The sequence below is a fragment of the Pseudomonas sp. Irchel s3b5 genome (assembly GCF_900187435.1).
Classification (GTDB): Bacteria; Pseudomonadota; Gammaproteobacteria; order Pseudomonadales; family Pseudomonadaceae; genus Aquipseudomonas.
Map to the genome: position 1 here is coordinate 219675 of NZ_FYDY01000008.1, position 24921 is coordinate 244595.

At 59.2% G+C, this 24921-nt stretch carries 21 protein-coding genes, 1 tRNA gene, 1 pseudogene and 1 riboswitch; of the genes and pseudogenes, 18 read left to right on the forward strand and 5 right to left on the reverse strand.

Annotated features, from left to right (window positions below; translation table 11 throughout):
* Positions 1-170: 170 nt before the first annotated feature.
* The 5 genes and pseudogenes from CKW15_RS12180 to CKW15_RS12200 form a co-directional block, all read left to right on the forward strand.
* Positions 171-542, forward strand: a pseudogene (locus CKW15_RS12180) (OprD family outer membrane porin); the annotation flags it as partial.
* Positions 543-581: 39 nt separating this feature from the next.
* Positions 582-1559 (forward strand): tripartite tricarboxylate transporter substrate binding protein, encoded by a 978-nt coding sequence (locus CKW15_RS12185; protein WP_095060258.1) that lies wholly within the window; start codon positions 582-584, stop codon positions 1557-1559.
* A gap of 59 nt (positions 1560-1618) precedes the next feature.
* Complete coding sequence (locus tag CKW15_RS12190; protein ID WP_095060256.1) at positions 1619-2077, forward strand: tripartite tricarboxylate transporter TctB family protein; 459 nt, start codon at positions 1619-1621, stop codon at positions 2075-2077.
* A gap of 1 nt (position 2078) precedes the next feature.
* Complete coding sequence (locus CKW15_RS12195) at positions 2079-3593, forward strand: tripartite tricarboxylate transporter permease (RefSeq protein ID WP_095060254.1); 1515 nt, start codon at positions 2079-2081, stop codon at positions 3591-3593.
* Positions 3586-4632, forward strand: coding sequence for an AbrB family transcriptional regulator (locus tag CKW15_RS12200; protein ID WP_095060314.1), 1047 nt, complete (start codon positions 3586-3588; stop codon positions 4630-4632). Before CKW15_RS12195 ends, CKW15_RS12200 begins: the two co-directional genes overlap by 8 nt.
* Before the next feature lie 159 nt (positions 4633-4791).
* Here the strand turns inward: CKW15_RS12200 and ung are convergent, their stop codons facing one another.
* On the reverse strand, positions 4792-5484 hold the full coding sequence (ung, locus tag CKW15_RS12205; protein ID WP_053155726.1) for a uracil-DNA glycosylase: 693 nt from the start codon (positions 5482-5484) through the stop codon (positions 4792-4794).
* A 132-nt stretch (positions 5485-5616) separates the two neighbouring features.
* On the opposite strand from ung, the gene CKW15_RS12210 reads away from it, so the two are divergent.
* Positions 5617-6729, forward strand: coding sequence for an enoyl-CoA hydratase/isomerase family protein (locus CKW15_RS12210; RefSeq protein ID WP_095060252.1), 1113 nt, complete (start codon positions 5617-5619; stop codon positions 6727-6729).
* 61 nt (positions 6730-6790) lie between these two features.
* On the opposite strand, the gene CKW15_RS12215 is transcribed toward CKW15_RS12210, so the two are convergent.
* Positions 6791-7243 (reverse strand): hypothetical protein, encoded by a 453-nt coding sequence (locus CKW15_RS12215; protein WP_095060250.1) that lies wholly within the window; start codon positions 7241-7243, stop codon positions 6791-6793.
* A 434-nt stretch (positions 7244-7677) separates the two neighbouring features.
* Positions 7678-7778: riboswitch (guanidine-I (ykkC/yxkD leader) on the forward strand.
* Positions 7779-7838: 60 nt separating this feature from the next.
* Here CKW15_RS12215 and CKW15_RS12220 point away from each other — a divergent pair.
* The 12 genes from CKW15_RS12220 to CKW15_RS12275 all read left to right on the forward strand — a co-directional run bounded on the left by CKW15_RS12220 (position 7839) and on the right by CKW15_RS12275 (position 21633).
* Positions 7839-8906 (forward strand): putative urea ABC transporter substrate-binding protein, encoded by a 1068-nt coding sequence (locus CKW15_RS12220; RefSeq protein WP_095060248.1) that lies wholly within the window; start codon positions 7839-7841, stop codon positions 8904-8906.
* Positions 8907-8921: 15 nt separating this feature from the next.
* Positions 8922-9737 (forward strand): ABC transporter permease, encoded by an 816-nt coding sequence (locus CKW15_RS12225; protein WP_095060246.1) that lies wholly within the window; start codon positions 8922-8924, stop codon positions 9735-9737.
* The gene (locus CKW15_RS12230) at positions 9734-10522 is read left to right on the forward strand and encodes an ABC transporter ATP-binding protein (RefSeq protein ID WP_095060244.1); all 789 of its coding nucleotides are present in this window, start codon (positions 9734-9736) and stop codon (positions 10520-10522) included. The genes CKW15_RS12225 and CKW15_RS12230 overlap by 4 nt, the downstream gene beginning before the upstream one ends.
* Positions 10523-10535: 13 nt before the next feature.
* The gene (locus tag CKW15_RS12235) at positions 10536-11261 is read left to right on the forward strand and encodes an urea amidolyase associated protein UAAP1 (RefSeq protein ID WP_095152168.1); all 726 of its coding nucleotides are present in this window, start codon (positions 10536-10538) and stop codon (positions 11259-11261) included.
* A gap of 11 nt (positions 11262-11272) precedes the next feature.
* Positions 11273-11914 carry an urea amidolyase associated protein UAAP2 gene (locus tag CKW15_RS12240; RefSeq protein WP_095060240.1) on the forward strand — a complete coding sequence of 214 codons (642 nt, stop codon included), beginning with the start codon at positions 11273-11275 and terminating at the stop codon, positions 11912-11914.
* A 279-nt stretch (positions 11915-12193) separates the two neighbouring features.
* Positions 12194-15826, forward strand: a complete 3633-nt coding sequence (gene uca, locus CKW15_RS12245; protein ID WP_095060238.1) for an urea carboxylase — start codon at positions 12194-12196, stop codon at positions 15824-15826.
* Positions 15827-15851: 25 nt separating this feature from the next.
* On the forward strand, positions 15852-17630 hold the full coding sequence (gene atzF, locus CKW15_RS12250) for an allophanate hydrolase (protein ID WP_095060236.1): 1779 nt from the start codon (positions 15852-15854) through the stop codon (positions 17628-17630).
* 129 nt (positions 17631-17759) lie between these two features.
* Positions 17760-19253: a sensor domain-containing diguanylate cyclase gene (locus CKW15_RS12255; protein WP_095060234.1), complete on the forward strand. Its 1494-nt coding sequence runs from the start codon at positions 17760-17762 to the stop codon at positions 19251-19253.
* Positions 19240-19458, forward strand: a complete 219-nt coding sequence (locus CKW15_RS12260; RefSeq protein ID WP_095060232.1) for a cysteine-rich CWC family protein — start codon at positions 19240-19242, stop codon at positions 19456-19458. Before CKW15_RS12255 ends, CKW15_RS12260 begins: the two co-directional genes overlap by 14 nt.
* A gap of 34 nt (positions 19459-19492) precedes the next feature.
* Positions 19493-20185 (forward strand): pseudouridine synthase, encoded by a 693-nt coding sequence (locus CKW15_RS12265; protein WP_095060230.1) that lies wholly within the window; start codon positions 19493-19495, stop codon positions 20183-20185.
* Positions 20186-20497: 312 nt separating this feature from the next.
* Positions 20498-21382, forward strand: coding sequence for an alpha/beta fold hydrolase (locus tag CKW15_RS12270; RefSeq protein WP_095060227.1), 885 nt, complete (start codon positions 20498-20500; stop codon positions 21380-21382).
* A gap of 177 nt (positions 21383-21559) precedes the next feature.
* Positions 21560-21633 (forward strand) — tRNA-Gly (locus CKW15_RS12275).
* 422 nt (positions 21634-22055) lie between these two features.
* Here CKW15_RS12275 and CKW15_RS12280 read toward each other — a convergent pair.
* From CKW15_RS12280 to CKW15_RS12290, 3 genes are all read right to left on the reverse strand, one after another.
* Positions 22056-23354 carry a mechanosensitive ion channel family protein gene (locus CKW15_RS12280; RefSeq protein WP_095060225.1) on the reverse strand — a complete coding sequence of 433 codons (1299 nt, stop codon included), beginning with the start codon at positions 23352-23354 and terminating at the stop codon, positions 22056-22058.
* Between the two features lie 271 nt (positions 23355-23625).
* On the reverse strand, positions 23626-23973 hold the full coding sequence (locus CKW15_RS12285; RefSeq protein WP_095060223.1) for a potassium channel family protein: 348 nt from the start codon (positions 23971-23973) through the stop codon (positions 23626-23628).
* 92 nt (positions 23974-24065) lie between these two features.
* Complete coding sequence (locus CKW15_RS12290; protein WP_143498421.1) at positions 24066-24518, reverse strand: FkbM family methyltransferase; 453 nt, start codon at positions 24516-24518, stop codon at positions 24066-24068.
* Positions 24519-24921: the final 403 nt, after the last annotated feature.

Consider the following 24921-nt stretch of genomic DNA (forward strand, 5'->3'; position numbering starts at 1 on the left):
TCCAGCCACGGGCAGTTTCGACTGCCGTCGCTGTTGCCACGCAGCGATCCGAAAAACGCCTCGAAGCGTTTTCGATAAATAAGAACAATAAACGGAGTAAGTCACCCATGCAGTCCTTGCAGACCCGGGCATTCGCGCCTACCCGCCTCTCCAGCGTCAGCCCTACCGTACTGGCCGGTGACACCGCCTTCCCGTATGTAGATGGTGCCGACCCCTACCTGGTCAACTTCGTACAGATCAACGACTTTTCCGGCGCCGAAGAGCATTCCTGGCAAGCGCGTTATGACTTCGACTTCGTCAAGCTCGGCATCCCGGGCCTGAGTTTCATGAGCCGTTACGTGAGCGGTGACAACATCAAGCTCAAGAACGGCGACGAAGGCACAGTGTGGGAACGCAACAGCGAGATTAAATATGTTGTACAAAGCGGCGCGCCCAAGGATGTCGCCGTGCGCCTGCGCAATGCCACTTACCGTTCCAACTATTCTGCTCGCGATGCCGACGAAGTGCGTCTGCTGGTGAGCTATAGCGTTGCCCTTTGGTAATTCAGTGCGTCAATAACAACAACTCCCAAGGAGACATGAATGAACCTGTCAATGCGTAAACTAGCCCTCGCCGCCAGCGTCCTGCTGTTCACCGGCCACGCGCTTGCCGAACCTAAACGCCCGGAGTGCATCGCCCCGGCCTCCCCCGGCGGAGGTTTCGACCTGACCTGCAAACTGGCGCAGAGCGCGCTGATCAACGAAAAACTGCTGACCAAACCGATGCGCGTGACCTACATGCCCGGCGGTGTCGGCGCGGTGGCGTACAACGCGGTGGTCGCCCAGCGTCCGGCCGATGCCGGTACTTTGGTGGCATGGTCCAGCGGATCGCTGTTGAACCTGGCCCAAGGCAAGTTCGGTCGTTTCGATGAAACCAACGTGCGCTGGCTGGCAGCGGTCGGCACTAGCTATGGCGCCATCGCGGTGAAAAGCGATTCGCCCTACAAGACCCTCGACGATCTGGTACAGGCGCTGAAGAAAGATCCGAGCAAAGTGGTGATCGGTTCCGGCGGCACCGTCGGGAGCCAGGACTGGATGCAAACCGCCCTGATCGCCAAAGCCGCTGGCATCAACCCGCGCGACCTGCGTTACGTTGCCCTCGAAGGTGGCGGTGAAATCGCCACCGCCCTGCTCGGCGGCCACATCCAGGTCGGCAGCACCGACATCTCCGACTCCATGCCGCACATCCAGAGCGGTGACATGCGCCTGTTGGCAGTGTTCTCCGACAAGCGTCTGGAGGAGCCGGAAATGAAGGACATTCCGACCGCCCGCGAGCAAGGCTACGACATCGTCTGGCCGGTGGTGCGTGGCTTCTACCTCGGGCCAAAAGTCAGCGACGAAGACTACGCCTGGTGGAAAGACTCCTTCGACAAACTGCTGGCCTCGCCTGAGTTCGCCAAGCTGCGCGATCAGCGTGAACTGTTCCCGTTCGCCATGACCGGCCCGGAACTGGACACCTACGTGAAGAAGCAGGTTGCGGACTACAAAGTGCTGGCCAAAGAGTTCGGCCTGATTCAGTGATCGCCTCTGTCTAGCGGCTGCGACTCCCCTTTCACGGAGTCGCAGCACAGGAGTTCCCCATGCTCTTACAACGCATTTTTGCTTCGGTGCTGTTGCTGGCCTGTGCCAGCCTGGTGCTGATGGCTTTGCCCTATCAGGCACCGTTTTCCTACGAACCGATCGGCCCGCGCGCGTTCCCGCTGCTGATGCTGGGGCTGATGGGCCTGGCCCTGGTTTACATGGTGTATCGCCCTTCGCCGATCAAGCACACCGATGAAGATCCGCCGATGGATCGCGAGACCCTGACCAAGATCGGTATCTGCGTGCTGTTGCTACTGGTCTTCGCCGGACTGTTCGAACCGCTGGGTTTCATCCTCAGCAGCATGTTGGTTGGCATTCCTCTGGCTCGCCTGTACGGCGGGCGCTGGCTGCCGGGCGCGATCATCATCAGCCTGATGAGCGTCGGTCTGTACCTGCTGTTCGACAAAGTCATGGACGTGCCACTGCCTCTGGGCCTGCTCGACGTTCTGGAGAACTGATATGGATACGCTTGGTTATTTGAGTCACGGCTTCGGTGTCGCGTTAACCCCTTACAACTTCGTGACTGCACTCAGCGGCACGCTGATCGGTACGGTCGTCGGCCTGCTTCCGGGCCTGGGGCCGATCAACGGCGTGGCGTTGCTGATCCCGATCGCCTTCGCATTGGGCCTGCCACCGGAGTCGGCATTGATCCTGTTGGCCGCGGTTTACCTGGGTTGCGAATATGGCGGGCGGATCAGTTCGATTTTGCTGAACATCCCGGGCGAAGCTTCGACCGTCATGACCACCCTCGACGGCTACCCGATGGCCCGTCAGGGTCTGGCCGGTGTCGCGTTGTCACTGTCGGCGTGGAGCTCGTTCATTGGTGCATTTATCGCGACCTGCGGGATGGTCGTGTTCGCGCCGATGCTGGCGAAATGGGCGATTGCCTTCGGTCCCGCGGAATACTTCGTACTGATGGTATTTGCGATTGTCTGTCTCGGCGGCATGGCAGGTGATCGGCCCCTCAAGACGTTTATCGCGGCGCTGATCGGGCTGTTCCTGTCGACCGTCGGCATTGATGCCAACAGCGGTGTGTACCGGTTCACCGGTGACAACATCCACCTCACTGACGGTATTCAGTTCGTGGTGCTGGTGCTGGGCCTGTTCTCCATCAGCGAAATTCTGTTGCTGCTGGAAAAAACCCACCGTGGCCAAGAAGCGTTCCAGGCCACCGGGCGGATGTTGTTCAATTTCAAGGAAGCGGCTTCGGTGTTCTGGGTGAACATGCGTTGCGGTGTGCTCGGGTTCATCATGGGTGTGCTGCCAGGTGCTGGCGCAACGTTGGCCAGTGCTGTGGCCTACATGACCGAGAAACGCATCGCTGGCCCAAGCGGAAAATTCGGACAGGGCGACAAACGTGGCCTGGCCGCTCCGGAAACCGCCATTGGCGCAGAAGCCTGCGGTGCATTGGTGCCGATGCTGACCCTCGGCGTCCCTGGCTCGGGCACCACAGCCGTGATGATCGGCGCGCTGTCGCTGTACAACATCACGCCAGGCCCACTGCTGTTTCAGCAGCAACCGGACATCGTCTGGGGCCTGATCGCATCGTTGTTCATCGCCAACATCATGCTGGTGATCCTGAACATCCCGATGATCCGCATCTTCACCAAAATCCTTGCCGTGCCGAACTGGGCGCTGGTGCCGATGATCGCCATCATCACCGCCATTGGCGTGTACGCCGTGCATGCCACGACCTTCGATCTGTTCCTGATGATCGGCATCGGCATCTTCGGTTACATCCTGCGCAAGCTGGACTTCCCGTTGTCGCCGGTTTTGCTGGGCTTCATCCTCGGTGGTTTGATGGAGCAGAATCTGCGTCGGGCGCTGTCGATTTCCAATGGTTCGCTGGATATTCTCTGGTCGAGCGGTATCACCGTCGGTGTCTGGGGGTTGATCGTGGTCATGTTGCTGGTGCCGATTGCGCGCATCTGGCGTAAACGTTCAGTTGCGCGGCGCGTTGTTGCCGATGTCTGATCGAACACCTTTCAAAGCCTGGTGGGGAACCCCGCTGGTCGGCCTGCTCGGCGGTTTCCTTGCCAGCCAGGTCGGCTGGCCTTTGCCGTGGATGGTCGGTTCGTTGCTGGCGATCATCCTCGTGCGCTGCCTGACACCCTGGCAATTGGCGGAAATCCCTGGCGGCCGCAAGTGCGGCCAGTGGATCGTCGGTATCGGTATCGGCCTGCATTTCACTCCGGTGGTAATGGAGCAGGTACTCAGTCATTTCGGTTTGATCTTCTTCGGTGCGCTAGTCACCAGCCTGTCGGCGGTCGTCGGTGTGTGGCTGATGCGCCGCACCGGTGAGGATCGCGCCACTGCGTTTTTCTCCAGCATGCCCGGCGGTTCCGGCGAGATGGTCAACCTCGGTGCACGCAATGGCGCGGTTCTCAGCCGGGTAGCGGCAGGCCAGAGTCTGCGCGTGTTGGTGGTAGTGCTCTGTGTGCCGGCAGCGTTCAAATATCTGTTGGGCGACGGTGCGCCACTCTCCTACGCCGGCAGCATCGATTGGCGCTGGCTGGCGATTTTGCTTCCCGCGGGCGCTTTGGCGGCCTGGATCTGGGAACGGCTGCGTCAACCCAACCCCTGGTTGTTCGGACCGTTGCTGGTGAGTGCGGCAGTGAGCATCGGCTGGGACTTGCACATCGGTTTGCCTGACGGCGGCAGTCAGATCGGCCAATGGTTGATCGGCAGCGGCTTGGGCTGTCACTTCAATCGGCAGTTTTTCCGGCGTGCGCCCTCTTTCATGGGGCGGACACTGATTGGCACCGTCCTGACCATGTTGATCGCAACGGTGGCGGCATTGGGTTTGAGTGCGCTGACCCATCTGGATCTGCGTTCGCTGACCTTGGGCATGATGCCCGGCGGGATTGCCGAAATGAGCCTGACGGCGGAGACCCTGCAATTGTCGGTGCCGCTGGTGACGGCGATGCAGGTGATGCGGCTGTTGTTTGTGTTGTTTCTGGCAGAGCCGTTGTTCAAGTATTGGAATCGACAACCGGAAGAACCAGAAATTTAACTCCACCTGTGGCGAGGGAGCTTGCTCCCGCTCGGCTGCGCAGCAGTCGTAAAGCCTATGTGCATGGTGTGTCAGAAGAAATCGGATTGCAGAATTCAGGGCTGCTTCGCAGCCCTGCGGGAGCAAGCTCCCTCGCCACAAAAGCTCAACCAATTCCCATCAAACCGGCGGCAACCGCCACTCGATCGGCGTCTCGCCATTCTGTTCCAGAAACTTGTTGGTGCGGCTGAAGTGTCCGCAACCGAGGAAGCCGCGATAGGCAGACAGCGGCGACGGGTGCACCGAGGTCAGCACCAGATGCTTGGTCGCATCGATCAGCTTCTGCTTGCTCTGCGCATGGGCGCCCCACAGCATGAACACCAGGTGCGGCTGTTGCTGGCTGACCACTTCAATGATCCGGTCGGTGAAAAACTGCCAGCCCTTGTCTTTGTGCGCGTTGGCGTTGGCCCGTTCGACGGTCATGGTGGTGTTGATCATCAGTACGCCCTGATCCGCCCAACTTTGCAGGTAGCCATGGTTGGGAATGTCGATGTTCAGGTCGCGCTTCAATTCTTTGTAAATGTTCACCAGCGACGGCGGCGCCGGCACGCCCGGTTGCACCGAGAAGCACAAGCCATGGGCCTGACCCGGACCGTGGTAGGGATCCTGACCGAGGATGACGACTTTGACCTTGTCCAGCGGCGTGGAATTGAGTGCATTGAAGATCATCGGCCCTGGCGGATAGATCTCCTTGCCGGCCGCCCGCTCCTGCTGCAGAAAATTTCGCAACTCTGTCATGTAGGGCTGGTCGAATTCGGCACGCAGCGCCTCCTTCCAGCTCGGTTCGAGTTTGATACGGTCATCAGCAGTCATGGTTACATCCGGCAAAAACAATGGGGCGAACCCTAGGAAAGCGCACCACGCTTGTCAATTGATCTGATGCAGATCCGGCGCTTTCTTGCACAGCGATCATACTTAACCCTCAAATTCCCGATCGAGGTCACGATGAATCTGCACTTCGAAGAGCTCACCGGCACCGACGGCGCCCGTATCGGCATCGCCAGCCTGGATGCCGAAAAGTCGCTCAACGCCCTGTCACTGCCAATGATCAATGCCCTGCGCGACCGACTGGACGCTTGGGCCAAAGATCCGCAAATCGTCTGCGTCCTGCTGCGCGGCAATGGCCCCAAGGCCTTTTGCGCCGGTGGCGAAGTGCGCAGCCTGGTCGAAGCCTGTCGCGCCCACCCCGGTGAAGTGCCGCCCCTGGCCGCGCAATTCTTCGCGGCGGAATATCGCCTGGACTTTCGCCTGCACACCTACCCGAAACCGCTGATCTGCTGGGGCCATGGTTATGTGCTCGGCGGTGGCATGGGCCTGTTGCAAGGGGCAAGCATCCGCATTGTCACGCCAAGCAGCCGTTTGGCGATGCCGGAAATCAGCATCGGCCTGTACCCGGACGTTGGCGCCAGTTGGTTTCTGTCGCGGCTACCGGGCAAACTCGGCCTGTTTCTTGGCCTGACCGGCGCGCACATGAATGGCCGCGATGCGATCGATCTGGATCTGGCGGATCGGTTTCTGCGCGATGAGCAGCAAGCGGATTTGATCGAAGGCCTGCTGCAATTGAACTGGCAGGAACAGACACCGATGCAGCTCAACAGTCTGCTCAAGGCGTTGCAGCAAGAAGCAGTAGCGCAAATGCCTGAAGCCCAGTGGCTGCCGCGTCGCCAGCAAATCGACGAACTGCTGGATGTCAGCGATGTGCGTTGTGCTTGGAAAGCCATCAGCGCCCTGCGCGACAACAGCGACCCGATAATGAGTCGCGCCGCCAGGACCCTGAGCGAAGGCTCACCCTTGACTGCGCATCTGGTGTGGGAACAGATCATTCGCGCCAAACACCTGTCGCTGGCCCAGGTCTTTGAGATGGAATACACCCTGAGTCTCAACTGCTGTCGTCATCCGGAATTCAGCGAAGGCGTGCGTGCACGGTTGATCGACAAGGATCAGACGCCCCACTGGCATTGGCCGGACATCAACAATGTGCCGGACGCGGTGGTGCAGGCGCATTTCCATAAGGTTTGGGAAGGTCGGCATCCGTTGGCGGATTTGTTGAATTACTGAAGTCCGCAAAAAAATGTGGGAGCTAACCAGCTCCCACATTGGAATTGCATTGTTGTAAGGATCAGCGGTGACCGCCGCGGCCATCGTGATCGCCACGACCGTTATGATCGCCACTACCGCCCCGCCGTCCGTCGTGGCCTCGGTTTTTGTCCCAACCGCCTCGATTGCTGCGGCCATCCCAACCCTGGTTCTGATGCGCCCGGTAGTCGCCGCGCGATGACTGATAATGACGCGGGGCCGACTGGTAATAGCGTGGAGCCGATTGATAGACCCGCGGCTGCGAGTAATAACGCGGCGTCGGCTGGTAGTACCGCGCTGGCGGTGAGTAGTACCGGGGAGCTGGCGAGTAGTAACCGCCGCCATTGGAATAGTAGGAACTGCCCCCGGCGTAATAGGTCGGCGCCGGCGAGGTATAGACTTCGGAACGGTAGTAACTGCCTCCTTCATCGTAATAGGGCACGCACCCACCAAGGGACAATCCCAACACAGCAAGCAGTAGAATTCGGCGATACATAGCGGCCTCCTGGACCGCGGGTTAGCCACACCAGCGACGCTGGCAGGCGACAGTCAAATGTTGCTGACTGTCGAAAGATCAGACATCGATTTCGGAATCTGGTGCGTTCGCGCAACACGTTGAAACATCTGTCCGATGAAAGGTTTTTCATCTATTCGCGCGTTGATTAACGGTAACCATGGCGATATCCACCGCCGTGATGGCGTGGACCGTGTATTTTTACTCCCAAGTGCCAGTCGGCGTTGACCTTCTGATCAGTGGCGGATCGCGCTACATCTCAGTGCACGGACGCACCATCACAATGCAACAGCACCTGATCGCCCCTCCCCTCCCTTTCGCTGATCCCCGTGCCAGACACCTCGAGCAGACTTGGCACGGCTCTCGCTTAGTCAATACCGTGCAGGACTCACTACAGGTTCGCGGCACCACAATTTGCAATGGCTGACTAGGGTTCCGGCTCGCAAGCGCGAGTGGCTGGTCCGAGAGTTGGCGACCTCCAGTTGAGGTTACACGGCGGGACAAAAGCCCGGGAGACAAGCCACCGCTAGCGGTGCCGCTGCCTTCCTGTCCGCCCTTGACCAACTGGAGAACCACCATGTCCCAGCTTCGTTTATCCGCCCTGCTCGCCGCTGCGTTCGCAGCCCTTGTGAGCTTCTCGTCCCAAGCCGCCCAGAAAGATCACTTCAGCGTGTGCTGGACGATCTATGCCGGCTGGATGCCTTGGGAATACGCCGGCAGCCAGGGCATCGTCGACAAATGGGCAAAGAAGTACGGTATCAAGATCGACGTGGTGCAACTCAATGACTACGTCGAATCGATCAATCAGTACACCGCTGGCCAGTTCGACGGCTGCACCATGACCAACATGGATGCGCTGACCATCCCTGCGGCCGGTGGCGTCGACAGCACCGCGCTGATCGTCAGTGACTTCTCCAATGGCAACGACGGCATCGTGCTCAAGGGCGAAGGCAAGACACTCACCGACCTCAAGGGCATGGACGTCAATCTGGTCGAACTCTCGGTCTCGCACTACCTGCTGGCCCGGGCCCTGGATTCGGTGAACCTCACCGAGAAAGACCTGAAAGTGGTCAACACCTCCGACGCCGATATCTCGGCCGCCTTCAACACCGATCAAGTCAACGCCGTCACCACCTGGAACCCGATGCTCTCGGACATCAAGGCCAAGCCTGCGGTGACCGAAGTCTTCAATTCCAGCCAGATCCCCGGCGAAATCATGGACATGATGGTCGTCAACAGCGCCACCCTCAAAGACAACCCGGCACTGGGCAAAGCCCTGACGGGTGCCTGGTTCGAAGTGGTCGAGTTGATGAACGCGAAAAGCGCCGCCAGCAAAGCCGCGCTGGAACACATGGCCAAGGCATCGGGCACTGACCTGGCGGGTTTCCAGGCGCAACTGGACACCACCAAACTGTTCGCCACACCCAAGGAAGCTTTGGCTTTCAGCACCAGTCAGCAGTTGCCGGAAACCATGCGCAAAGTCGCCGAGTTTTCCTTCCAGCACGGTTTGCTGGGTGAAGGCGCCAAAGACACCAGCGCGGTCGGCATGGCCTTCGCCAATGGCGTGACCAGCGGCGACAAAGGCAACCTCAAGCTGCGCTTCGATCCGAGCTACGTGCAGATGGCCGCCGACGCCAAGCTGTAATCAGGAGAACTGGCCATGCGCCTGATCAATCGCCACCCGGATCGCCCGAGTCGCCTGCTGTTGGTGATCCTGCCGTTCGCCCTGTTGCTGTTTGCCTACTTCATGGGCTCGGCCGAGCGACTGGCGGACAACCCCAATGACAAGCTGCTGCCCAGCGCCGTGCAGATGACCGATGCGGTGAAACGCCTGGCGTTTGTCGCCGACAGCCGCACCGGCGAATACCTGCTCTGGCAAGACACCGCGTCCAGCCTGCGCCGGTTGGCCATCGGCCTCGGTATCAGTGCCTTGGCCGGTCTGTGCCTGGGCATCGCCGCGGGCACCCTGCCGCTGTTTGGCGCACCGTTGTCGCCCTTGTTGACGGTGCTGTCGATGGTGCCGCCGCTGGCGATCCTGCCAATCCTGTTCATCGTTTTCGGCTTGGGGGAGTTGTCGAAGGTGATGCTGATCGTGATCGGCATCACCCCGGCGCTGGCCCGGGATCTGGAACAGCGCGCCAGGGAAATACCCGTGGAGTTGCTGATCAAGGCGCAAACCCTGGGTGCCTCGACCTGGACCCTGATGCTGCGAGTGGTGTTGCCGCAATTGCTGCCACGGTTGCTGATCTCGCTGCGGCTGATGCTCGGCTCGGCATGGTTGTTCCTGATTGCCGCCGAAGCCATCGCCTCTACCGACGGTTTGGGTTACCGGATTTTCCTCGTGCGCCGCTACCTGGCAATGGACGTGATTTTGCCCTACGTGGTGTGGATCACCCTGCTTGCCTGGCTGATGGATTGGGGCCTGAAGTACCTGACCCAACGTGCGTTCCCTTGGTATGAAGGAGCGCGGGCATGAGCTTCATCACCGTTAAAAACGTCTGGCAGCAATACGCCGATCAAGTGGTGCTCGAAGGCCTGAACCTGAACGTCGACGAGGGTGAATTCTGCACCTTGGTCGGCGCCTCCGGTTGCGGTAAATCGACCTTCCTGCGCCTGCTGCTCGGTCAGGAGCGTGCCAGTCGCGGCCAGATCCTGCTCGACGGTCAACCGTTGGCCGGTGAGCCGGACGCCAGCCGTGGCGTGGTCTTCCAGCGCTACTCGGTGTTCCCGCATTTGAGCGTGCTGGACAACGTTGCCCTCGGTCTCGAACTGCCTCGCTCGCCACTGCTCGGACGCCTGTTTGGTAGCGCCAAGCGTGAGGCTCGGGAACAGGCCTCGGCATTGCTGCACAAAGTCGGCCTCGGACATTCGCTGGACAAATACCCGGCGCAGCTCTCCGGCGGCATGCAGCAACGACTGGCCATCGCCCAGGCGCTGATCATGAAGCCGCGGGTGCTGCTGCTCGACGAACCGTTCGGTGCGCTCGATCCGGGCATCCGCAAAGACATGCACGGCTTGCTCCTGGAACTGTGGCGCGAGACCCGGCTGACCGTGTTCATGGTCACCCACGACCTGTCCGAAGGTTTCAGCCTCGGTACGCGCTTGCTGGTGTTCGACAAGGTCCGCCTCGATCCGCACGCCCCCGGGGCCTACGGCGCGCGCATCACCTACGACATTCCCTTGAACAGCGACCGCCGCATCAGCCGTGCCGCCGTCGACGCCTTGCCGGTGCAACTGGCGGGCTCACTTCGAACCGCTTGAGAGGATTTTCCCGATGACTGATTCGACCCAACTGTTCCCGCCCTTCGCCGAAGAAATGCTGCCGGGTGGTGGCCATCGCTCGTTCGTGCTCAAACGCGGCCAATTGCTGCGCCTGACCGACATTCGCGGCGGCGCCAACGTCAGCCTGACGCTGCTCAACGCCAATGAAAAAACCGAACGCCTGAACCTGCCCGACAGCCTCAAATGCCAACACACCGCCAAGCTCACCACCGGCCATTGCCTGTACTCGGACATGGGCCGCGTGCTGGCCGCGATCACCGCCGACACCTGCGGCTGGAGCGACAGCCTCGGCGGTGTGCTCTGCGCTGAAGAGGTTGCAGAAAAATACGGCACCGGTCGCTACCAGGAACTGCGCAACGGCTTCTTCCGCAACGGTACCGACAACCTGCTGGTGGAACTGGGCAAGTGGGGCCTGGGCCTGTCGGACCTGCTGATGACTCTCAATCTGTTCAGCCGGGTGAACGTCGATGACGCCGGGCGCTTCCACTTCGTCGAGGCCAATTCCAAGGCCGGTGATTACATCGAGTTGTACGCACCGATGGATACCTTGGTGGTGCTCACGGCCCTGCAACACCCGATGGATCCGTCGCCGGAATACGCCCCCAAACCCTTGAAGCTGAGCTGGATGAACGCCGACGCCAGCGTCGCCGAACACTGCCGCACCTCGCGCCCGGAAAACGAGCGCGGTTTCATCAACACCGACCGTCTGTTCGCCTGAGGATCGCTGCCATGTCACTCGCTCTCATCACCACTGAAAAGCAGCCTGAAACCGCGATCTACCGCGCCACCATCCCCGCCGGTGAACCCTGGCTGATGGAAGTCAAGGCCGGTCAAACCCTGCGCATCCTCGATCTGGAAGGCAATCAGGCCGTCGATACGTTGTTCTACAGCGTTGCCAACCCCAAGGAGCGCTACGACGTGCAGCGCACCTTGCGCCGTCAGAACAGCGTGTACCTGAGCACCGGCAGCGTGCTGTATTCCAACCTTGGCAAGCCGATGCTGACAATCGTCGCCGACACCTGCGGGCGCCACGACACCCTCGGCGGCGCCTGCGCGCAAGAGAGCAACACCGTGCGTTACGCGCTGGAAAAACGCTACATGCACAGCTGCCGCGACAACTACCTGCGCGCCTGTGCGCATGACGGTCGACTGGGCAAGGGCGACATCGGACCAAACATCAATTTCTTCATGAACGTGCCGGTCACGGCCGATGGCGGGTTGACCTTTGCAGACGGGATTTCCGCACCGGGCAAGTACGTCGACCTGCGTGCCGAAATGGATGTGATCGTGCTGATTTCCAACTGTCCGCAACTGAACAACCCGTGCAACGCCTACAACCCGACACCTGCGGAGCTGCTGGTATGGAACTGAAATTAGCGCGATTGCGTAAATGGTTGTTTGCCCTGTGCCAGGCCCGTTCGGGGCAGTGCATCAAGTAACCGCTCCCCTGTAGGAGCTGGCTTGCCAGCGATTGACCGGCACCTTCAGCCATGATGTCGGCTGACACGCCGCTATCGCTGGCAAGCCAGCTCCTACAAGGGTGCTGTGTATTTCTGTCAACGGGGACGACCCCGGTGCCTTTCGAAAAACTGCGGGACGGCCCGCATCCCAAGTCGAGGCTGATGTGCTGTCGCCTCCGGGGGTTATGCCATGTTCGAAAAAGTCTTGATTGCCAACCGTGGCGCCATTGCCTGCCGCATCCTGCGCACCTTGCGCGAACTGCAGGTGCAGGGCGTTGCCGTGTACTCCGAGGCCGATGCCGCCAGCCTGCATATCCTGCAAGCCGACGAAGCCCACAGCCTCGGTGAAGGCGCGGCGGGCGGTACTTATCTGGCGGTGGAAAAAATCCTCGCCATCGCCAAATCCACGGGTGCTACCGCAATCCATCCCGGTTATGGTTTTCTCTCGGAAAACGCCGCGTTCGCCGAAGCCTGCGAAACCGCCGGGGTTGCCTTCATCGGCCCAACGCCTGAGCAACTGCGCGTATTCGGCCTCAAGCACACCGCCCGCGCCTTGGCCAAGCAACATGGCGTGCCGATGCTCGAAGGCACCGAGTTGCTCGACAGCCTCGACGCCGCGCTGATTGCCGGCGAACAGGTCGGTTACCCGGTGATGCTCAAAAGCACCGCCGGCGGTGGCGGCATCGGCATGCGCGTGTGCCGCAGTGCCGCCGAGTTGAGTGAATCCTTCGAAGCGGTCAAGCGCTTGGGCCAGAACAACTTCAGCGACGCCGGGGTGTTCATCGAAAAGTACATCCAGCGTGCACGTCACCTGGAAGTTCAGGTATTCGGTGACGGCCGTGGCGAGGTGATTGCCCTCGGCGTGCGCGACTGCTCGGTACAGCGGCGCAACCAGAAAGTCCTCGAGGAAACCCCGGCACCCAATCTGCCGGAGGGCATGGCCGAGGCGTTGTGCGCGGCGGCCATCAAGCTCGCCAAAGCGGTCAATTATCGCAGCGCCGGCACCGTCGAGTTTGTGTTCGACAGCGACGCCCAGCGCTTCTATTTTCTGGAAGTGAATACCCGCTTGCAGGTGGAACACGGCGTCACGGAACAAGTATGGGGCGTCGACCTGGTGCGCTGGATGGTGCAACTGGCGTCCGGTGATTTGCCGCCGCTGGGCGAATTGGTTCAGGAATTGAAACCGAAGGGGCACGCGATTCAGGCGCGGCTGTATGCGGAAGATCCGGGCCGGGATTTTCAGCCGAGCCCGGGATTGCTCACCGCTGTGAACTTTCCAGCGGCCAATGGCATTCAGCTGCGTATCGACACCTGGGTCGAGGCTGGCTGCGAGATCCCGCCCTACTTTGATCCGATGATCGCCAAGGTCATCAGCTGGGCGCCGACGCGGGAACAGGCTCGCACCGATTTGCATCAAGCACTCGGCGACAGCCAACTGTATGGCGTCGAAACCAACCGCGATTACCTGCGGCAGATTCTGCTGGATGCGCCCTTCGCCAGCGGCCAACCGTGGACCCGTTGCCTGGAAGGCCTGGTGTATCAGGCCAACACCTTTGAAGTGATCAGCGCCGGCACCCAGACCAGCGTTCAGGACTACCCCGGCCGCCTCGGTTACTGGGCCGTCGGTGTGCCGCCATCGGGGCCGATGGACAGCCGCGCGCTGCGTCTGGGCAATCGCTTGCTGGGCAACGACGAAGGCGCCGCGGCGCTGGAAATCACCATGAGCGGGCCGATGCTGCGCTTCAATTGCGATGCGGTCGTGGCCGTGACCGGCGCCGCTATTGATCTGGCCTTGAATGGCGAAACCGTGCCGATGAACACGGCGCTGCTGATTGAATCGGGGGCAACGTTGAGCCTCGGTACGATTGCCGGCGCCGGTGCGCGCAGTTATCTGTGCCTGCGCGGTGGCCTGCAAGTGCCGGATTACCTGGGCAGCAAAAGCACCTTCACCCTCGGCCAGTTCGGCGGTCACGGCGGGCGCGCTTTGCGTGCTGGCGATGTGTTGCATGTGCCGGCCTTGAGTGACCACAGCATCGGTCAGCAACTGGCTGAAGAACAGCTCGCCGCGCTACCGGCGGTGCGGCAGATTCGCGTGATCTACGGCCCTCACGGCGCGCCGGAATACTTCACTGAAAACTACATCGGCACCTTCTTCGCCACGCAGTGGGAAGTGCATTTCAACTCCAGCCGCACCGGCGTGCGCCTGATCGGCCCCAAGCCGGAATGGGTGCGTGCCGATGGCGGAGAAGCAGGGCTGCATCCGTCGAACATTCACGACAATCCGTATGCGATCGGCGCGGTGGATTTTACCGGTGACATGCCGGTGATCCTCGGCCCGGACGGCCCGAGCCTTGGCGGATTCGTATGCCCGGTGACCGTGATCGAAGCGGATCTTTGGCAACTGGGGCAACTCAAGGCTGGGGACAAAGTGCAGTTCTCCCCCGTCGACCTCAAGACTGCCCGAAGCCTCGCCTTGAAATGGGATACCTGTGGGAGCTGGCTTGCCAGCGATGGGGCCCGGCCAGACACCGCATCAACTTCATCGCTGGCAAGCCAGCTCCTACAGGGGATTGTGTCGCCTGTGGTGTTGGATATCGGGCAGGACGATACGCGGCTGGTTGCAAGACTCTCAGGCGATACCCATTTACTGCTTGAGATAGGCGCACCCGAACTGGATCTGGTTTTGCGCTTCCGCGTCCACGCCCTCATGCAAGCCCTGGAAAGCCAACACCTGCACGGCGTGATCGACCTGACGCCCGGTATCCGCTCGCTGCAAATCCACTATCAGCCTGAGCAACTGTCGCTGTCCGACCTGCTCGGCATCGTCGCTGGCGAATGGGATGCCGTGTGCGCCGCCAAGGACCTGCAAGTGCCGTCGCGCATCGTGCATCTGCCGCTGTCCTGGGACGATCCGGCGTGCCAGTTGGCCATCGAGAAATACATGACCACCGTGCGCAAGGACGCGCCGTGGTGCCCGAGCAATCTGGAATTCATCCGCCGCATCAACGACCTGCCGAACCTCGATGAAGTGCAGCGTACGGTGTTCGCCGCCAGTTACCTGGTGATGGGCCTGGGCGACGTCTACCTCGGTGCACCGGTCGCCACCCCCCTCGACCCGCGCCATCGCCTGGTGACCACCAAGTACAACCCGGCGCGCACCTGGACCGCCGAGAACTCGGTGGGCATCGGTGGCGCCTACATGTGCGTGTACGGCATGGAAGGCCCCGGCGGGTATCAGTTTGTCGGCCGCACCTTGCAGATGTGGAACCGCTACCGTGAAGTCGCTGCGTTCGATGGCAAACCGTGGCTGCTGCGCTTTTTCGACCAGATCCGTTTCTACCCGGTCAGTGCCGATGAACTGCTGCGCATCCGCCGCGACTTCCCCTTGGGTCGCTTCGATCTGAACATCGAGCACGGCCAGTTGAACCTGGCGGATTACCAGGCGTTTCTGGCGAAAGAGGCCGGCGGCATCGAGGCGTTTCGCAAGCAACAACAAGGTGCGTTCAACGCCGAACGCGAGCGCTGGATCGCCAGCGGCCAGGCGCATTTCGACAGCGAGGAAGCAGCCCCTGAGCCGACCGAAGATGCGCCGCTGGGCAACGGCCAACTGAGCATAGACAGCCACATCGCCGGCAACCTCTGGCAAGTGCAGGTCGAGGCCGGCAGCCGGGTCGAGGCCGGCGATGTGCTGGTGATCCTGGAGTCGATGAAGATGGAAATCCCCCTGCTCGCCCCGATGGCCGGCGTGGTGCGCGAAATTCGTGTGCAGCCAGGCTCCACGGTGCGCGCCGGACAACGCGTCGCCGTGCTGGAACTCGACTGAAGCCATTTTGATAAGGACCGACACCATGAACATCAATCTGCAACTCGACGCCCTGCGCAGCGCTTACCGCGACGGCAGCATTACACCTCGGCAACTGTTGCTGAGCCTGCGGGACAAAGCCGCGGCGCTGAACCCGGACTATCACCTGTTCATCCATTTGCTCAGTGTCGATGAACTGGAACCCTACCTCGCCGCCCTCGATGGCCGCGACATCGACAGCCTGCCGCTGTATGGCGTGCCGTTCGCGATCAAGGACAACATCGACCTGGCGGGCATTGCGACCACGGCGGCGTGCCCCTCGTTTGCCTATGTGCCGGAACGTTCGGCGACCATCGTCGAGCAACTGCTGGCGCTGGGCGCGATCCCGTTGGGCAAGACCAATCTCGACCAATTCGCCACAGGCCTCAACGGCAGCCGTTCGCCTTATGGCGCCTGCCCGAACAGTGTGTTGCCGGAGTACCCGTCAGGTGGTTCCAGTGCCGGTTCTTCGCTGGCGGTGGCGCTCGGTGTGGCGAGCTTTTCATTGGGCACCGACACGGCAGGCTCCGGCCGCGTGCCGGCAGCGCTGAACAATCTGGTCGGCATGAAAGCCACCAAGGGGCTGATCTCCACCGCCGGGGTGGTCCCGGCCTGTCGCACCCTCGATTGCGTGACCACGTTTACCGCAACGGCTCGAGAGGCCAGTCAGTTACTGGCGCTCACTGCACGCCTCGACCCTAGGGACGCGTACAGTCGCAATAATCCTTTGTGGAATGACGGCTCGGCGTTCGGCTCTCCACGTCCGTTCCGCTTCGGCGTGCCGCGTGCGCAGGACCTTGAGTTCTTCGGCTGCCCTGAAGGCCCGCTGCTGTTCGGTGATGCCATCGACCGGCTCAAGGCGTTGGGCGGCGAGGTGGTGGAACTGGACCTGTCGCCATTTTTGGAAGCCGCGCGCCTGCTCTATGAAGGCCCATGGGTTGCCGAACGGTACAGCGTGGCCGGCGAATTGATGGAACGAAATCCCGAAGCCGTGCTGCCGGTGATCCGCGCCGTATTGGCCAAGGCCCCCGCCGTCAATGGCGTGCAAACTTTCCGCGCCCAGTACCGGCTGCAAGCGCTGAAAACCTTGTGTGATAGAGCGCTGGAGGGTCTCGATTGCGTCGTCACGCCGACCATTGGCCGCCCGGTCACATTGGCCGAGCTCGACGCTGAACCCGTGCTGCGCAATTCCGAGTTGGGCTACTACACCAACTTCATGAACTTGCTCGACTACGCCGCCATCGCTGTACCGAACGGTCTCATGGGCAATGGTTTGCCGTGGGGCGTGACGCTGTTTGGTCGTGCCTTCACCGATCAGTACTTGTTGAGCGTGGCCGATGGTTTGCAACGCCAGCACGGTTTGGCGGCGCCTGCCTCAACGACCGTCGCACGCAATGACCGCGCTCGACTGGTGGTTTGCGGCGCACACCTGGACGGCTTGGCGCTGAACTGGCAGCTCAAGCAGCGAGGTGCCCGGTTGTTGGAAACGACCTTCAGCTCACCTGACTATCAGCTCTATGCGCTGGCCGGTGGACCGCCGTTTCGGCCCGGCATGGTCCGCGTGAAAGACGGTGGCGTGGCGATTGCCGTGGAAGTCTGGGAGTTGCCGAGCACGGAATTGGGGTCGTTCCTGACCGGGATTCCGGCGCCGCTGGGGTTGGGCAAAGTGCAACTGGCGGATGGTCGCTGGGAAAGCGGTTTTATCTGTGAGGCGTATGGATTGGAGGGCGCGACGGATATCAGTCATTTCGGCGGATGGCGGGCCTACCTGAAAACACTGGCATAAACGCGATTCCTACAGACGTTATGTGATGACGCAACCACTGGAACGAGTATTCGCGGCGCACATGGAGCAGTTATTTCCCGGCAGTGCCATTAGAATGCTATCCATCGGACCACTGCCAACGGAACTGCCATGCCGCTTCGCTCGCCGCTGTATTCTCAACGTTCGTTGGTCATCACGCTGGTCGCGTTGCTGGGCGCAGGTTTCATGGCTACGTCCTTTCTCAGTTACTACGCGTCGCGGGCGTCGATCCGCGACAGCATCGTCAATACAGAACTGCCGCTGACTTCCGACACGGTCTATTCGGAAATCCAGAAAGACCTTGTCAGACCGATCCTGATTTCCTCGATGATGTCCCGCGACACCTTCATGCGTGACTGGGTCGTCAACGGTGAAAATGACGCCGACCAGATGACCCGTTACCTCAACGAAGTCATGACCCATTACGGCGCCTACACCGCATTCTTCGTCTCCAACACCAGCCTGACCTACTACCACGCCAAGGGTGTGCTGAAACAGATCAAGGCTACCGAGCCCCGCGACGCCTGGTACTTTCGCGTGCGCGACATGAAGGATCCCTACGAGATCAACGTCGACCCGGACCTCGCCAACAAGGACAACCTGACCTTCTTCATCAACTACAAGGTCTACGACTACAACAACCGATTCATCGGCGCAGCGGGCGTTGGTCTGACGGTTGATGCGGTCATCAAGCTGATCGACAAGTACCAGCAGCGCTATCAACGCAGCGTGTTCTTCGTCGACAACTTTGGGCGCCTGGTGCTCACAGGCGCCGAAGGTGGCCCGCAAGGCGCGCACATCGGGCAGAAACTCAGCGAGCTCGACAGCATGAAAGACCTGGCCAACCGGCTGCCAAAACCCCACAGCGGCAGCTACGAGTATTCGGTCCAGGACCAGGAACACTTCCTCAATGTGCGCTTCATTCCAGAACTCAACTGGTACCTGTTCGTCGACAAACGCGAAGACGGCGCCCTGACTGAAATCCGCCAGTCGCTGTACCTCAACCTGTTGATCTGTTTTCTGGTCATGCTGATCGTCCTGGCCCTGCTCAACCGGGCGATCAAACGCTATCAGGACAAGATCCAGGCCCAGGCCACCCTCGACAGCCTGACCGAACTGCCCAACCGTCGCGGCTTCGACCTGCTGGCCGCGCAAGCCATGCACGAAGCCCAACGCGAACTCAAGCCACTGACCGCGCTGTTGCTGGACCTGGATCACTTCAAGGCGTTGAACGACACCTACGGTCACCTGGCCGGCGATCAGGTGCTGATCGGTTTTGCCCGGAGCCTGGAAAGCTGCCTGCGGCAGTCCGACATCGTCTGCCGCTGGGGCGGGGAAGAATTCATCGTGCTGCTCAAGGACACTGACGGTGAGACCGGTCGGATGATCGCCGAGAAAATTCGTCAGCACGTGGAACAACAGCGCTATGCCTACAACGATCAGGCCCTGCACGTAACCGTCAGTATCGGCCTCACCACCCTGCAACCCAATGACACCTTGCACAGTTTGCTGTCGCGAGCGGATCATGCGATGTACCGGGCCAAACAAAGTGGCCGTAACCGCACCTGCATGGAAATGTCTCAGTCCCGCTATGAACCCGCCTGACCTCTGCCCGGCCTGCGGTGCATCCAACGATTGCACCCTGGCCGACCCGCGAACCGCCGACCGCGCCTGCTGGTGCTATGGCGTCAGCATCGACCCGGCGATCCTAGAAGCGTTGCCGGCCGAAGTGCGCAATGCGTCCTGCCTGTGCCCGCGTTGCGCCGAAGTCGAGACGCAGTTGCAAGCGGCGCCACAGCCGTTCAAGTAAGATGCGCGGCCCTTTCTTCACTGATCGTTAATTCATGCGTGTTGACCGATTCCTCAGTAACCTGCCCTGCTTCAACCGTAAGCAAGTGCGCCTGTTGCTGGTGGAAAAACGCGTCCGTGTTGACGGAAAAATCGTCAGCGACCCACACGCTGAAGTCCGTGAATTCAGCCGCGTCGAAGTCGACAACGATGTGCTGCAAATCGGAAAACCCCTGCGCCACTTCATGCTGCACAAGCCTGCCGGTTGCGTGAGCGCTACCCGTGATCCGCAGCACCCGACCGTGCTCGACCTGATTCAAGAGCCGGACAAGGACGATCTGCACATCGCCGGACGCCTGGATTTCAACACCACCGGCCTGATGCTGATCACCAACGATGGCAGTTGGTCGCGACGCCTGACCCAACCGCAGACCAAATTGCCGAAGGTGTATTACGTCGAAACCGAACAGGACATCGGCCCCGAGTACGCGATCAAATTCAATGAAGGGCTGTACTTCGCCTTTGAAGACCTCACCACCCTCCCCGCCAGCCTGGAGCTGCTCGGACCAAAGTCCGCACGCCTGAGCATCGTCGAAGGTCGCTATCATCAGGTCAAGCGCATGTTCGGCCACTTCGACAACAAGGTGCTGCGCCTGCACCGAGAACGCATGGGGCCATTAACGCTCGACGACGCGTTGAAACCGGGCAAATACCGCCCATTGAGCGATGAAGAGATCGGATTGATCTAAGCAATCGACCGCTCAGCCGAAGTTGTCGAACAATTTACCAACGGCACTTGCACATTGATGTGACCCCTGCTTGAATCAGGACGTCGGCCGAAATGTGACCGACGAGTCACCCCATACCTCTAAGAAACTTTTTGCCGGTAGGGACCCTTGGGTTCCGGCCTCATCCGGCAGACTGCCCGCCAATAACAATACCCGTCGACCGGACTGCAATGGATCGACATGGGCCTCTCAAATTCCAGGCGTATGCCTACCTGTCACAAAGCTCGTGCAATCTCATTTGCGCGCATACCCGCTTGCCAGGAGTCTTATGACATGAGGCCAGAAATCGCTGTGCTGGATATACAAGGTCAGTATCGGGTTTACACGGAGTTCTATCGCGCAGACGCCGCAGAGAAGACCATTATCTTGGTCAACGGCTCGATGGCCACGACTGCGTCGTTTGCACAAACCGTGAAAAACCTCTATCCACAGTTCAACGTGGTCTGCTACGACCAGCCCTACGCGGGCAAGTCGAAAGCCCACAACCTGCATGAAAAAATGCTCACCAAGGAAATCGAAGGGCAGATCCTCCTGGAACTGATCGACCACTTCGGCGCCGAACACGTGCTGTCGTTTTCCTGGGGTGGCGCGGCGACCATGATGGCGCTGTCGCAACGACCACGGCGCATCGAAAAAGCCGTGATCAGCTCGTTCTCCCCGGTGATCAACGCGCACATGCTCGATTACCTCGAGCGCGGCGTCGACTATCTGGGCAGCCGCGACGGCGACCGCGTTGGGCATTTGGTCAACGACACCATCGGCAAACACTTGCCGTCGTTGTTCAAGCGCTTCAACTACCGTCACGTCAGCTCCCTGGCCGAGCATGAATACGGGCAGATGCACTTCCACATCAACGACGTGCTGCACAGCGATCGCCAGTGCTATTTGCACGCGGCGAAGAAAATCGGCGTACCGGTGCTGTTCCTCAACGGCGAATGGGACGAATACACCGCCGCCGACGACGCCCGATTGTTCGCCGGGCACGTGCAACACAGCACGTTCAGCACCCTCCAGGCCACCGGCCACTTTCTCGACATGGAGCACAAAGCCGCTTGCCGAGACAGCCGCAACGCACTGTTGGGCTTCCTGAAACCGGCACAGCATGAAAGCCGACCGCGTTACCACTACGTCCAGGACCACCATGCATTGGCCATCTGAAACAGCGTCATCGCGAGCAAGCCCCGCGCTACAGTGTTGATTGTATTCCTGTAGCCGAGGCTTGCCCGCGAACGACCGTTACCCGGTCCTTGCCATGTCTCATCTGCGCTAAACCCGTCTGGCGCAAAGAAAAACTTCATTTCCACGCGCACATCTGGTACAAAGTCACCGCTCTGAGCGGGTGTCGTATAATGGCATTACTCCAGCTTCCCAAGCTGATAACGAGGGTTCGATTCCCTTCACCCGCTCCACTAATTTCAAGGCCTCCAGCGGTGCATGCACATGACTGCATTCAGTTGGGGGCTGTATTGGGGTCAGTTTCGGGCTTTCGACTGTTCAGCCGACGCCTACTGCACTTGTAATCAGTAGGTCCCGGGCTCGATTCTTGGTACCGATACCATATAAATCAAAGGCTTGCAGCGATGCAGGCCTTTGTTGTTTCTGCCATACGTAAAATTCTTTTTAGATTCCTTTATAGCCACGGATGCTAAAGGATTGACTACCAATACGCTCGCCATGGAGGACGCCGACGAGGTGTACCAGATCCTATTCGAATTGCTGCGAGATCACATCGACGACCTGTAACACGGTCGAGCAGTGGACCGCTCCAGCTTCGGTTGGGGCGGTTTTTTTTGCCTAAAAAGGTCGGTAAAAGCCGCAGGGGATTGCGGTGTTACATGATGTGCTTTTCCGGTTCGGGAATATGGCTTGCGCCGAGGATCGCTGGCAGCAGACCTGTACGCAAATCCCCGCCACTCGGCTGTTGATAAAGACTCAACCCAAACTCAGGCAGCACCGCCACCAAGTAATCGAAAATATCCCCCTGAATCTGCTCGTAATCCGCCCACGCCGTTGTGCTTGTGAAACAGTAGATTTCCAGCGGAATGCCCTGCGCGGTGGCCTGCATCTGGCGGACCATACAGGTCATGCTCGGCTGTATCGCCGAGTGACTTTTTAGATACTCCAGCGCATAAGCGCGGAAGGTCCCGATGTTGGTCATCCGCCGGTGGTTGGCCGATATCGCTGCCACATTGCCCTTCGCTTCGTTCCAGGCTTTGAGTTCGACCTGTTTGCGACCGATGTAATCGCTCACCAGATGCACCTGCGACAATTTCTGCTCTTCATCATCGCGGATGAAACGCACGCCGCTGGCGTCGATGAACAAGCTGCGTTTGATCCGTCGACCGCCGGATTGTTGCATTCCACGCCAGTTCTTGAACGACTCGGACATCAAGCGCCAGGTCGGGATCGAAATAATTGTCTTGTCGAAGTTTTGCACCTTCACCGTGTGCAGCGTGATGTCGACCACGTCACCGTCAGCGCCGACCTGCGGCATCTCGATCCAGTCGCCCACCCGCAGCATGTCGCTGCTGGTCAGTTGCACACCGGCCACAAACGACAGCAGCGTGTCCTTGTAGACCAAAATAATCACCGCCGACATGGCGCCCAGACCCGAGAGCAGCAACAGCGGCGAACGGTCGATCAGGGTGGCGACAATAATGATCGCGCCCAGCGCGTACAAGACCATTTTTGTCAGGTGCACGTAACCTTTGATCGAACGGGTAAGGGCGTGTTCGGTGCGCGCGTAGATGTCCAGCGACGCATTGAGTAGGGATGTGACCGCCAGCAACAGAAACAGAAAGGTGAGCGCCAGCGACGCATTGCTGAGGAAATTCAGGGCGGTCGTGCTCAGCCCTGGCACCAGGCGCAGGCCGAACTGAATCACCAGCAACGGCGTCGCCTGGACCAGGCGATGAAAGACCTTGTTGTAGTAAAAGTCGTTGATCCAGTGCAGTGTCGGTTGGCGACCGAGCATTTTGGTCGTATGAAACATGAGGTACCGCGCCACTCGTCCGAGGACCAGCGCAATGACCAATAACAGCATCAGCGCCAGGCTTGTATGCAGGAGCGGGTGTTGATCGAGGGCACCCCAGAGGTCTTGGAGGTTGAGCCAGAGCTGCTTGATATCCATGGGCTAAAACGATTCCTCTGTAAGACGCGGCGGGAAATTAGGGCACTTAAGACGCTTTAGATGACGTTTGAAGACAAATTCATTGATGTTGTCGCTCAATCCAGAGGGCCGAAAGTGCCCTACTTCTACTGGGAAGCCCGCGACAAAGCGGGCACCTGGCACAGCGAGTTTCCTCGTCAATCTGGTGGCGGCACCAATCTGTTCTCTAGGGCCGTAACTACTGCTCAAACCTTGAGCTTGAGGCTAGATGGTTCTGCTTATTGCGCCAGTCCTACTCATCGGTACTTGCCGCACGAGCGGTGACTTCAATGGCCTTAATACTGATAGCTGCAAAGATGGCCGTCATCAGCACGCCGTTAAAACCAAGCACGATGGCAAGGAAACGCGAGGTAGCCAGTTTGGGCGCCAGGTCGCCGTAACCGATGGTCAGGCCGGTGACAAAAGCAAAGTAAATACCTTCAAATGCGCTCCACCCTTCGAGCTGACTGATGATCAGACCGAGCAGCGAGATAATAAAAATGAGCATTAAAAAAATCGGCGAGACAACAAGAAAATAAAACCACACAGTTTTGTAAAACTCGCGGCGAACTTTCTTTGCATAAGTGATACGCGTACGCATGTTATGGATTTCCATTAATAAAGTTTGAGCCAGGGAGAAATAAAATATTCTCTTTAGGAACAATTAAAATACTGTCCTATGGGTGCGCGGCATTAAAACAATAAAGTTTTGCTGTTTTCTTTTTCAGTTTTTTTTGCAAGAATTCTCTTAATGCTTACAAATGGCTTGCCACCATAACAAGCGGGGTCATAGTTGCTACCTAAAACAAACATTTCACAATCATTTAAATATGTTTCAAAAATGCCGTCATTTCTAAATATTGTGACGCTTGATTGTTCGCTATATTCAAGCATGATGATGGGGCGGAATTTAAATAATGCTTGCTTCAAGCCATGTATTACTTTGGATTCGTGCCCTTCGACATCATTTTTTATAAAATCAATTTTTGTTATGGCGGTCGAATTTTCAGCTACCCATTCATCGCCTCTGATGAGTGATACTGTTTCCGTGCTATGTGAGCCATCACGCGCCCCCGAGACCAGACGCGCCCATATTGCCATTTTCGTTAACAAAAATAGCGCATGAGTAGGCAGAGACGAAATCAAAAATTGATATTTCTGGTTAATTACGCTCTTTGAACAGAATCGCTCGTTAGTTTCTGTCAATCAGCGCGAAAGCAATTCGACCAACGCGCAGCGCTTCATCGTATTGAAAGTCGACGAAAGCAGCTTCATGAAAAGCGGCAGGAGCTTGATAGGTATTGCAGCCGCCCATTGTGATTTACGCGCCTGGAAGCTCCAATCTGTTGGCGCAATTTGGTCAGCATTTCCATATCCTGAAAAATTAACGTCGCAAAATCTGAGTTTTGTTAACGTTTGTTCGTAAGCGCTCCATAAACCCCACATTCAAAGCGCTTAGCTGATCCCGGATGCTGTGCTCCCGATTCCTTCAGGAGCCAGCTCGCCATGATGCGACCCGATGCCAAAGTCGAAAAAGTGTATCTGTACC